This is a genomic window from Microbacterium umsixpiens, assembly GCF_053543675.1.
In genome coordinates, this window is the sequence record NZ_JBLVOH010000032.1 from 9,522 (window position 1) to 20,678 (window position 11,157).

10 protein-coding genes are annotated in these 11,157 nt (G+C 68.7%); 2 read left to right on the top strand and 8 right to left on the bottom strand.

Annotated features, from left to right (window positions below; genetic code table 11):
* Positions 1-61: 61 nt before the first annotated feature.
* Together ACNPM4_RS03385 and ACNPM4_RS03390 are read right to left on the bottom strand one after the other, a co-directional pair.
* The gene (locus ACNPM4_RS03385; protein ID WP_448984696.1) at positions 62-1,567 is read right to left on the bottom strand and encodes a leucyl aminopeptidase family protein; all 1,506 of its coding nucleotides are present in this window, start codon (positions 1,565-1,567) and stop codon (positions 62-64) included.
* Positions 1,568-1,636: 69 nt separating this feature from the next.
* On the bottom strand, positions 1,637-3,298 hold the full coding sequence (locus ACNPM4_RS03390; RefSeq protein WP_400856383.1) for an AbgT family transporter: 1,662 nt from the start codon (positions 3,296-3,298) through the stop codon (positions 1,637-1,639).
* Between the two features lie 96 nt (positions 3,299-3,394).
* Between ACNPM4_RS03390 and ACNPM4_RS03395 the strand changes: the two genes are divergently transcribed.
* Positions 3,395-4,963 carry an SLC13 family permease gene (locus ACNPM4_RS03395; protein WP_448984697.1) on the top strand — a complete coding sequence of 523 codons (1,569 nt, stop codon included), beginning with the start codon at positions 3,395-3,397 and terminating at the stop codon, positions 4,961-4,963.
* A 16-nt stretch (positions 4,964-4,979) separates the two neighbouring features.
* Here the strand turns inward: ACNPM4_RS03395 and ACNPM4_RS03400 are convergent, their stop codons facing one another.
* The 6 genes from ACNPM4_RS03400 to ACNPM4_RS03425 form a co-directional block, all read right to left on the bottom strand.
* Positions 4,980-5,615 carry a response regulator gene (locus ACNPM4_RS03400; protein ID WP_105711158.1) on the bottom strand — a complete coding sequence of 212 codons (636 nt, stop codon included), beginning with the start codon at positions 5,613-5,615 and terminating at the stop codon, positions 4,980-4,982.
* 152 nt (positions 5,616-5,767) lie between these two features.
* Positions 5,768-6,742, bottom strand: coding sequence for a c-type cytochrome biogenesis protein CcsB (gene ccsB / locus ACNPM4_RS03405; protein WP_448984698.1), 975 nt, complete (start codon positions 6,740-6,742; stop codon positions 5,768-5,770).
* A 4-nt stretch (positions 6,743-6,746) separates the two neighbouring features.
* The gene (resB, locus tag ACNPM4_RS03410) at positions 6,747-8,606 is read right to left on the bottom strand and encodes a cytochrome c biogenesis protein ResB (RefSeq protein WP_448984699.1); all 1,860 of its coding nucleotides are present in this window, start codon (positions 8,604-8,606) and stop codon (positions 6,747-6,749) included.
* Entirely contained in the window at positions 8,587-9,372 is a 786-nt protein-coding gene (locus ACNPM4_RS03415) for a cytochrome c biogenesis CcdA family protein (protein ID WP_448984700.1), read from the bottom strand. Before ACNPM4_RS03415 ends, resB begins: the two co-directional genes overlap by 20 nt.
* A 16-nt stretch (positions 9,373-9,388) precedes the next feature.
* Positions 9,389-10,039 carry a TlpA family protein disulfide reductase gene (locus tag ACNPM4_RS03420; protein ID WP_448984701.1) on the bottom strand — a complete coding sequence of 217 codons (651 nt, stop codon included), beginning with the start codon at positions 10,037-10,039 and terminating at the stop codon, positions 9,389-9,391.
* A gap of 63 nt (positions 10,040-10,102) precedes the next feature.
* Positions 10,103-10,507 (bottom strand): MerR family transcriptional regulator, encoded by a 405-nt coding sequence (locus ACNPM4_RS03425; protein WP_029263873.1) that lies wholly within the window; start codon positions 10,505-10,507, stop codon positions 10,103-10,105.
* Between the two features lie 55 nt (positions 10,508-10,562).
* On the opposite strand from ACNPM4_RS03425, the gene ACNPM4_RS03430 reads away from it, so the two are divergent.
* Positions 10,563-11,157: NAD(P)/FAD-dependent oxidoreductase (locus ACNPM4_RS03430; RefSeq protein WP_448984702.1), on the top strand; the 595-nt coding region annotated here is incomplete at its 3' end.

Here is an 11,157-nt window from a genome sequence, read left to right on the forward strand (position 1 = left end):
CTGACCGGCCGCCGAGTGGCGAACCCCTCGGCGTCCCCGTCCCCGGCCGCGCAGTCAGACCTCAGGATGCCGGCACGAACGTGCGAGCCACCTCCAGCAGCAGCCGCGCCCCGAATCCCGTGGCACCGGCCGTCCGCCAGGAGTCGTCCTTCTCGGTCTGCATCGTGCCGGCGATGTCGAGGTGCGCCCAGGGAGTGCCGCCGACGAAGTGCTCCAGGAACAGCGCTGCCGTCGTCGCCCCTGCGAACGGACCGCCGAGGTTCGCGATGTCTGCGATCTCGGAGTCGAGCTGCCTGCGGTACTTCTGCTCCAGCGGCAGCTGCCACACCGACTCGTCGACCGCAGCGGATGCCGTCCGCACCAGATCGACCGTCGCCTGGTCGTTGCCGAAGACCGGAGCGGTCGCGGCGCCGAGCGACACCAGCGCGGCACCGGTCAGCGTCGCGATGTCGATGATGGCATCCACCTCGTCTTCGGTCGCGAGCACGAGCGCATCGCTCATCACGAGGCGCCCCTCGGCGTCGGTGTTCTTCACCTCGATCGTGGTGCCGCCGCGGGCGGTGAGCACGTCGCCGAGCTTGTACGCCGTGCCCGAAGGCATGTTGTCGGTGCACATCAGCCAGCCCGTCACTTTGGCCGTGACCCCGGCGTCGCGAAGCCCGACGAAGGCGCCGAGCACGGCGGCCGCGCCGCCCATGTCCATCTTCATGAGCAGGTGCATGGGGTCGCTGGGCTTGAGGCTGATGCCGCCGGAGTCGTACATGATTCCCTTGCCGACGAGACCGAGATGACCCGTGCCACCGCCGTCGGGGGTGTAGACCAGCTTGATCATGCGCGGTTCCTCCACCGAGCCCTGGTTCACGCCGAGCAGCCCGCCGCAGCCGAGATCGATGAGCGCGTGCTTGTCGAAGAGCTCGACCTCGAACCCGAAGCGGGCGCCGAGTTCGACGGCGATCTCGCCCATGTTCACGGCGGTGAGGTGTCCGGGCGGGGTGTTCGCCAAGTCACGGGCGACGACGGCGGCACGCACGCCGGTGAGAGCGGCGGCGACGGGCTCGGCCGTCCCTCCGGGGACGTCGATCGTGAACGCCGCGAGCGGGACGTGCTTCGACGACCCGTTCAGCACCGTGTAGCGGTAGCGGGCGAGCAGCGCCCCTTCGGCGAGCGCGCGCACGGCAGCTGCGGCATCCACTCCCGCGAGGTCGTCGATCCGCAGGCCCAGCGTCTCCCGCCGCGAGGCGGCCCTGGCGAGAGTCGCGGCGGCGTCGCGCAGGCCGCCCGCCCCGGCATCGGCCTTCGACCCGAGACCGACGGCGACGAGGTCGGGTTCTCCCGCGCGCGGAAGCACCATCGAGGTACCCGGCTTCGCCGTGAACCCGGCGCTCTCGAGTGCGTCGCGATCGAACCCGAGGTCTGCGGGCACCTCACCGTCGGAATACACCCCGATCCCGATCGCCTCGACATCGGCGGCGATCTCACCCACCCGGATCCGGGCCGCATCGACGGCATCCAGCCCCGGGGTGGTCTTCAGATCGGCGGGGATCAGCTTGTTCGGCCTGCGGTCCATGAGTCTGCTCCTTGTTCTGCGATGCGGCGTCGAGATCCGTCCCTGCACCCTGCCGGGACGGGAGACGGGTCAGCCGACCATGTCGACCGGTGAGCCGGGGCCCCAGGGGATGCCGAGGAGGAACCAGACCACGTACAGCGCCGTCCACGACAGCAGCATCCACACCGCGTACGGGATCATCAGCGCGATGATCGTGCCGATGCCGGCCTCCTTCTTGTAGCGCTGTGCGACGGTCACCATGAACGGCAGGTAGACCATGAGCGGGGTCAGCACGTTCACCGGCGAGTCGCCGACGCGGTACGCGGCGAGCAGCGTCTGCGGTGCCACATCGAGCGACGCGAAGATCGGGATGAAGACCGGGGCGAAGATCACCCACTTCGGAACCAGGCCGGGAAGGATGAAGTCGAGGATCACGATCACGACGATGAATGCGAGCAGCAGCACGATCGCAGGCACGTTCGCCTGCTCCAGCAGTTCGGCGGCCGAGATGGCGGCGACGGTGGGGAGGTTGCTCCAGTTGAACAGGGCGATGAACTGGGCGATCATCAGGAACATCACGAGCAGGCCACCCAGGCTCCCGAACGTCTTCGCGATCGCACCGACCGCGGCCGAGCCACCGCGCAGTGTCTTCGCGCCCGCCCCGTACGCGAGGCCGCACACGAGGAACGCGAGCGAGATGATAAAGACCAGACTGGCCATGAACGGCGTGGTGCCGATGATGTCGCCCGTCTCCGGGTCGCGCAGCGGCGCGCCGGGCGGCAGGGTGAGCGCGAGGATCACGGCGACGAAGCCCAGCAGCGCCCAGAACGAGAACTTCAGCCCACGGGCCTCGGCGTCGTGGTCGACGTTCTCGGCCTCGTCCGCGATCGTCATCTCTTTGCGGTCGTACTTTCCGAGCCTTTTCTCGGTGATGAGGACGGTCACGAGCAGCGCCACCGTCGTGAGCAGGAACGTCGACACGATCCCGAAGTAGAAGTTCTGCGTCACCTCGATCGGCTGCATCCCGGCGCTCGTGAGCACTTCGTTCGTGATCTCGGTGAGCATGCTGTCGCTCGGTGTGATGAGGAGGTTCGCGCCGAACGCCGCCCCGACGCCGGCGAACGCACCGGCGAGACCCGCGAGCGGATGCCGCCCCACGGTGAAGAACGCGGCGGCAGCCAAGGGAACCAGGATCAAGTAGCCGGCATCCGTCGCCACCGAGGAGAGCACACCGACGAAGATCAGGATGAACGCGAGCCAGCGACGCGGTGCGACCTTGACCACGCGGCGGATCATCGCCCCCATGAGTCCTGCGTGCTCGGCCACGCCGACACCGGCCATCGCGATGAGCACCACCGCGACGACGCCGAAGCCGGCGAAGTTGTCGACGAAGGACGAGAAGAAGAAGCGGATGCCGTCGATGGACAGCAGGTTGCGCACCTCGAAGGTCTGCTCCTCGATCGTGTAGTCGGGGACTTCCGCGGGCATGCCGGTCGTGGTGTCGTAGATCTCCCAGTTGCCACCGAACTGCTCGTTGACCTGGGAGAACTCGTCCTTCGGGACCGGGATCACGACGTCGTCCGTGACCGACACCCCCACCCAGGACAGGATGGCGGAGAGCACCGCGATCAGACCGATCAGGTAGACGAACATGATCGTCGGATCCGGCACCTTGTTGCCGACCTTCTCGATCCAGTTCAGGAACCCCTTGCTCTCGGCATCCGAGGCACTCACCGACTTCTCCGCAGCCATAGCCCCCATGATCGTGTCGAGCGAGAAGCTCCTGCAAGCACACCCCCTAGAACTAGGGGGGTCGCCGTGATCCGGGGCGCGCCCTATCGTGGGGCCGTGGACCCGATCGTCGCGACCCTCGTCATCCTGCTGTGCGCGGTGATCGCCTTCGTCTCCAACCGCATCCCCCTCGGTGTCGTGGCCGTCGGTGTCTCGGTCGCTCTCTATCTGACCGGCGTGCTCGACCTGGGTTCGGCTCTCGCCGGATTCGGCGACCCGACGGTGCTCTTCATCGCCTCCCTGTTCGTCGTCAGCGAGGCGCTGGAATCGACCGGCATCATCGCGTGGGCGGGGCAGGAGGTGGTCGCCCACTCCGGCACCGGCCGTCGGCGGCTGCTGCTCACGATCGGGCTGCTGACCGCCGCGATGACGGCGGTGATCAGCGTGAACGGCTCGGTCGCATCGCTCCTGCCGCTCGTCGTCGTGGTCGCCGCCCGCGCAGGGATCCGCCCCTCGCAGATGCTCATGCCGCTCGCCTTCTCGGCCCACGCGGGGTCGATGCTGACCCTTACCGGCACGCCGGTGAACATCATCGTGTCCGAGGTCGCCACCGACAACGGCGCCCGACCTTTCGGCTTCTTCGAGTTCGCGCTCGCAGGGCTCCCGCTGCTCGTCGGCACGCTCGCGATCATCCTGCTCCTGGGCAACCGGCTGCTGCCGGAGCGCACTCCGGCATCCGCACCGATCGACCTCGAGCGCCTCGCGTCCCTGCTGCGCGCCGACTATGCGCTCTCGCCCGACCGGGCACTGGTATCCGCCTCGCGCGGAGTCGCCGAGGTCGTCGTGCCGCCGCGCTCCAGCCTGATCGGCCTGCACGTGTTCCCGGGGATGTGCACACCGTCGGGCGACCTCGTCGTGCTCGGTGTGCGGCGCGGGCAGGAGGCGCTGGACGAGTCCGGCACCGACCTGCAGGCCGGCGATGCCCTGCTCCTCGACGGCTCCTGGGACGACCTCCAACGGCACACCTCCCAGCGCGACGAGGTCCTGGTGGTCGACGCGCCACTCACCCTCCGCCGCTCCGTGCCGCTCGGTGCGGGCGCGAAGCGGACGGCGGTGATCCTGCTCGCGATGATCGTGATGCTCGCGACGGGGATCGTGCCGGCCGCAATCGCGGGGCTCCTCGCCGCGGGGGCGCTGATCCTCACCCGTGTCGTCTCGATCACCCAGGCCTACCGCGCGATCTCCTGGACGACGGTCATCCTCGTAGCGGGAATGATCCCGCTCTCGACGGCTTTCCAGGAGACCGGTGCCGCGCAGCTGATCGCCGACGGGCTGCGCTCGTTCCTCGGCGACGCGGGTCCGCACGCGGCCGTGGCGGTGATCGTTCTGATCACGCTGGTGCTCGGGCAGCTCATCAGCAACACCGCGACCGTGCTCATCGTGGCTCCGGTCGCCGTCGCTCTCGCCACCGCGATGGATGCGTCGGTGCTGCCGTTCCTGATGGCTCTCACGATCGCCGGAGCGGCCGCGTTCCTCACCCCCGTCGCGACGCCGGCGAACCTCATGGTGATGGAGCCCGGCGGCTACCGCTTCGGTGACTATGCGCGCTTCGGCTGGCCCCTGACGGTCCTGTTCTTCGTCGTCGCGGTGTTCTACGTGCCGCTGATCTGGCCGTTCGCGGGCTGAGCGAGTCCGGCCTCCCTCACCGGTTCTGCAGGACCAGCCCGTCTTCCACGGCCCGCCGGAACAGGTCGACCTTGGTCGGTGCGGCGCGATCGACCGCCGCGTACTTCGCTCGGATGCGACGGATGTGATCGAGCACGGTCTCACGGGACAGGAACAGTGCCTGCGCCACCCTCTCGGCCGTCTCTCCCGAAGCGTAGAGCGACAGCACCTCAGATTCCCGGCGGCTGAGATGCGCAGCGACGAACTGGTGATCCGCGTCGAGGGCGGCCGCCCACTCGGTCGTGGCGAGGATGTGGCCCTGCGCCGCCCGTCGCACCGAGGAGGTGATCACCTCGAGGGAGTCGGACTTGTTGATCATGCCCACGGCACCCGCTCGCGCGGCCTCGCGGAGATGATGCGGCTGATCGCCTGCGGTGTAGGCGACGACGCTCGCGCCGAGGGGTTCGAGGGTGCGCAGATTCTCAGCCGGAGTGGAACCGTCGGACAGCGAGAGATCGAGCAGGATCACGTCGAGCCGCCGAGCGCGGCTCGCGACCTCGGCAGCCGTCGCGCCGCTGGCCGCGACCCGGATGCCCCCGCTGCGATTGAGGATCGTGGCGATGCCGAACAGCATCGCAGGGTGATCTTCGACGATTCCGACGAGTACGGGCATGTGGGCTCCTGCCTCCGGCGCGCTCCCCTGCGATGAGCATACAACCGCGTATCCGCGGTTTCGGCGGCATGTGTCCGCACGCGTCGGACGCACGAGACCCGTCCGCGCGGATGGTGCCGCGGACGGGTCTCAGGTGTGCGAGTGGTCGAGACTCAGCTCAGGCCGGAGTAGGCGTGCAGACCCTTGAAGAAGACGTTCACGATCGTGAAGTTGAAGATCACGGCCGAGAAGCCGACGATCGCGAGCCACGCCGAAGGGTTACCGCGCCAGCCGCGCGTCGCACGCGCGTGGATGTACCCCGCGTAGATGACCCAGATCACGAACGTCCAGGTCTCCTTGACGTCGAAGCCCCAGAACCGGCTCCAGGCGTAGTACGCCCAGATGGATCCGGCGATCAGCGTGAAGGTCCAGAGGATGAACCCGATGATCGTGAACATGTACGCCAGGCTCTCCAGACGCACCGACGTCGGGAAGGTGCTGAGGAACCCGGGACCCGTCTTCGCGGCGCCCTCTGCGACGAGACGCTCACGACGCGACTGCATGAGCTGGATCACCGAGAGGGCGAAGGCGAGGGCGAAGAACGCCGTGGCGAGCGAGGCGACGAACACGTGGATGACGAGCCACACGCTCTTGAGCGGGTCCATGAGCGGCGAGACGTCGACGTAGAAGTTCGTCGCTCCGAGGCCGAGCAGCACCACGACGAGACCGGTGATGAAGGTGCCCAGGAAGCGCAGGTCGAGGCGCGTGAGGACGACGAGGAAGACGGCCACGATGAGCAGCGTGCCCATCATCGCGAACTCGTAGAGGTTCGCCCAGGGCACGCGGCCTGCGGCGATACCGCGGGTGACCGCCGCCGCGAGGTGGAAGACGAACCCGAGCACCGTCAGCGAGGTGCCGATCCGTGCCATCACGAAGCGCTGCGGCGGCACCTCTGCACCAGGTGCGCCCGTGGCGGTGACGGCGGTTCCCCCACCGGCGCCGACGAGCGCCGGCTCGCGAACGGTCTGCGCGTCGGCCGTGGCCTGCGAGCGCCGTGCGAGATCGAAGGCGTAGGCCACGAAGGCCGCCGCGTAGATCGCGATCGCCGTCCACAGCAGGACCGGCGAGATCACGTTGAGCTCGAGCATGGTGTCAGTCTACTTTCCGGGTGTCGGGAGCCGGGGCGTCCGGCGCTGCGGACTCCTCCGCGGTGTCGTCGGCGGCGGCATCCGTCTCGGTGCGCACAGCGGTACCGCCCGCCGCGTCGAGGAGTCGGGCGTGACCGGCGACGAGGTCGTCCACGGCGGCGGCGAGGGTGGGGTCCTCACCGCGGGCGAGCGCGGCGTACTCCAGCGCGATCTCCCCGTCGTGCGCGGTGGCCTTGACCCACACACGTCGACGCGGCACGAACAGCGCGATCATGAGCCCGCCGAGCGCCAGCAGCGCGAAGCCGAGCACCCACACGCCGGACTCGTCACGGTGGATCTGCAGCGACGCGAACCTCTTCACCGATTCCGAGGAATCCGTCGCCCCGGCCGGGGACTCGTCATCGAACGTGACCGAGCCGAGGCCGTTCGGCAACTGGGCCGTTTGCCCTGGGACGAGCTCGATCGACTCGACGTCGGTGCTGCGGCCGGTGAGCTTGGTCATGCCGGTGGTGTCGAGCACGTAGACCGAACGCGGCACGCCCTCGTTGATGCCGAGGTCACCGGTGTACACGTCGAGCGTGAGGGTCGGGTTGGTGAGGTCGCCGTAGGCGGAGAAGAAGGCACCGCTCTCGAGCACACCGGTCGTCGGGTAGAAGAACCCGACCAGGCCGACCTGCTCGGCCAGGCCGTCCGGGATCTTCAGCACACCGAGCGAGGTCATGTTGGTGTCCTGCGGGAGGAACGGCGTGCTGTTGGTGAAGACCACGTTGCCGTCCGGGTCGCGCACGGTCACGGTCGGCGCGTAGCCGTTGCCGAGCAGGAACACGTCATCGTCGGCCACCCCGAGCGGCTCGTTGACCTTGACGGCTCCCGTGCGCTCCTCGCCGTTCTCCTGCACCGTGACGTTGGCCGAGAAGTCGCCCGCCTGCCCTGAGCCCGGCTCGCCGAAGGGCTGGTAGGTCACGTCGAACGAGTCGAGGCGCATCGAGTACGGCGAGAAGGCGTCGTCGCCCACGAAGCGGCCGCGGTTCATCGAGTCGTAGTCGAGCAGGGTGTTCGCGAAGGTCTCGCCCTCGACCAGCACCCGCTGTCCCGTATAGGAGAAGCCGCCGCCGACGCCGACCGTGACCAGCACGCCCACGAGCGCGAGGTGGAAGAGCAGGTTGCCGGTCTCGCGCCAATAGCCGCGCTCGGCGGAGACCGAGAACGTGCGCCCGCGGTCGTAGCGCTCCACCCGGTAGCCGAGAGCCTTGAGCTGCTGGGTGGCGACGTCGATCGACGCGGCGGCCTCAGCCTCCGCGTCGCCGGTCTTCGTGCCCGACTCGACCGCAGGATCGCGCGTGACGGCACGGTAGTCCTCGAGCCGCTGCAGTCGCGCGGGAGTGCGCGGCGGACGGGCACGCAGCGCCTTGGCGTGGTGCTTGATGCGCGGGATCACGCAGCCGACGAGCGAGGCGAACAGCAGCAGGTAGATCGCCGAGAACCACGGCGACAGGTACACGTCGAACATCTTGAGTCCGTCGAGCACCGGGAAGAGATCGGGGTTGTCGCGTTCCCACTGCGTGACGCCGTTCGGGTCGGCCATGCGCTGGGGGAAGATCGAGCCGGGGATCGCCGCGATCGCGAGCACGAGCAGCAGCACCAGGGCCGTGCGCATCGACGTCAGCTGACGCCAGCCCCAGCGCATCCAGCCGACGAAGCCGAGACGCGGCTGGGTGATCGAGTCGTCGCCGTCGACATGGTCGGACGGGCGGAGCGGATCGCTGGAGTCGCTGTTCACGGCACCCTTGTTCTTCGTGGTGGTCTTCTCGGGGCGGGTGTTCTTCTGGGAACGGCCGGAGTGGTCAGAGCGGGAGGATGACACTGCCCATCACCGCCGTCAGTCGAGACATGATGTCGGTCCACAGCCCGGTGACCATCAGGATGCCGAGCACGATCAGCAGCACCCCTCCGATGACGTTCACCACGCGGATGTGGCGGCGGAGGAAGCCGATCGCCTTCGTCGCCCAGCCGAAGCCGAGCGCGACGAGCAGGAACGGGATGCCGAGGCCGAGCGAGTAGGCGAGCCCGAGGAACCCCGCGCGCACCGGGTCGCCGGCGTTGAACGAGAGCGCGAAGATCGCCGTGAGCGTCGGACCGAGGCACGGCGCCCAGCCGATGCCGAGCGCGATGCCGAGCAGCGGAGCGCCGATGATGCCGGCCTTGGAGTCGACGTGGAAGCGGAGCTCGCGCTGCGCGAACCCGAACAGGCCGAGGAAGACCAGTCCCATGGCGATGATCACGACGCCGAGGACCCGGGTGATGATCTCGCCCCACTGCAGCAGGAAGACGCTCGCGACGCCCCCGAGGGCGGTGATCGAGACGAAGACCAGACTGAAGCCGAAGATGAACAGCAGCACGCCGAGGACGAGCCGGCCGCGAGTCGCGGTCTCGGTCGTCTGCGTCGTGGCGCGCCCTTCCCCGCCGCCGGAAGCGACCTGGCGGGGGGCCACTGCCCCTCCGAGGAATCCGAGGTAGCCGGGCACGAGCGGCAGCACGCACGGAGACAGGAACGAGACGAGTCCCGCCAGCATCGCGACCGGGATCGCGATCCAGAGGGCCCCGGAGCCGATGATCGCTTCGGGGTTCACAACGCTCCCGGGCAGCTCACGAGTCCTCCGCGAGCGCGTCCTTGACGAGCGTCGAGAGGATCGAGGGCCCGTCGATCGGTCCGATGATGCGCGCGGCGACACGCCCCTGCTTGTCGAGCACGAGCGTGGTCGGCGTCGCGGCGATCGGCGTGACCTTCGCGAACGCGAGCTTGGCCTCGGCGGTGTCGACGTCGATCAGACTGGGGTATGTAATGTCGTGCTCCTCGGCGAAACCGACGGCAGTGTCGGCCTGGTCGCGGGTGTTGATACCGACGAACGAGACGTCTTCGCCTGAGAAGTCCTGCCACACGGCTTCGAGGTCGGCGGCTTCGAGCCGGCACGGCGCGCACCCGGCGTACCAGAAGTTGACGACGGTGACGTCTCCGGCGATGTCGGCGCTGTCGAACTTCTCGCCGGTCTCGGTGACTCCTCCGAACTCCACGGGCTCGCCGCGCTCGGCGACGGGGATCTCGACGATCGCGCCGTCCGCCGCGACGTAGCCGGTGTTCTCGCCGCTCAGGAAGGATTGGCTGACCGGATCGGGAGCGCAGGCGCTCAGACCGATGGCGAGCACCGCAGCGAGCGCGGCACCGACCGCACGGCGTGAACGCCGGGTGCGGGAGGAGCGGCCGCTGCGGATCTGACGGACCGTCGAATCGCGTGGCACGACTCCGAGTTTACGCAGAGGATCCTATGCACGAGGTGGATGCGGAAGGGCCTGAGACCCCGGTCAGAACCGCGCCAGGACGTCGTCGACGCCGGCCCGGAATCGCGGACAGGTCGCGATGTCATGAGCCCGGCAGCCCATGGCATGTTCGGTCATCTCACGCGACCGGCGCATCTCCTCCATGCGCCGATCGAGGTCGTCCAGATGCTGCTGCAGCACCTGATGCCGCCCCGCACTTCCGTCGTCGAGCAGCACGGCGATCTGGTCGAGCGTCATCCCGGCGGCCTTGCTGCGCTGGATCACGGCGATGCGGACGACCTCGTCCTCGCCGTAGCGGCGGCGACCGGCAGAGTCACGCGGCGGCCGCAGCAGACCCACCGACTCCCAGTGCCGCAGCACGTTCGTGGGCAGCTCGAAACGGGCAGCGACATCGCCGACGGACCACGGATGCTCAGCGCTTGACTTCATGTTGACATGAAGTCACAGACTGGCGGAGAACGCAACATCCACCGGAAGGACCACCATGTACGACGCCATCGTGATCGGCGCAGGACCGGCAGGACTGCAGGCCGCTCTGACCCTCGGACGCATGCACCGCTCGACGCTGCTCCTCGATTCGGGCGAGTACCGCAACGGCACCGTCCTGCACATGCACAACATGATCGGTGAAGACGGCGCACCCCCGGCGGAGCTCCGCGCCACCGCCCGCGCCGAGCTCGCCGCCTACGCCGACGTGGAGGTCCGCGACACCGGTGCGACCGGCATCTCCGGAAGCGAGGGGGGCTTCCAGGTCGCCCTGGCCGACGGCTCGACGGTCGACGGACGTCGCGTGATCCTGGCCACGGGAGTCGCGGACGATCTGCCCGACGTCCCCGGACTGCAGGATCTGTGGGGCACGCGCGCATTCATGTGCCCGTTCTGCGATGGACACGAGCACGCGGACAAGCCGATCGGCATCGTCGGCGCAGCGCCACGGGCGGAGCACCTGATCGGCCTGCTGGGCAGGATCGTCGGCGACATCACCGTGTTCCCCGTCGACGAGGCGTTCGCCGACGAAGACGTGCGGACGCTGGAGGCGAAGGGTGTGCGGGTGAGCAGCACCCCGGTCGTCTCGGTAG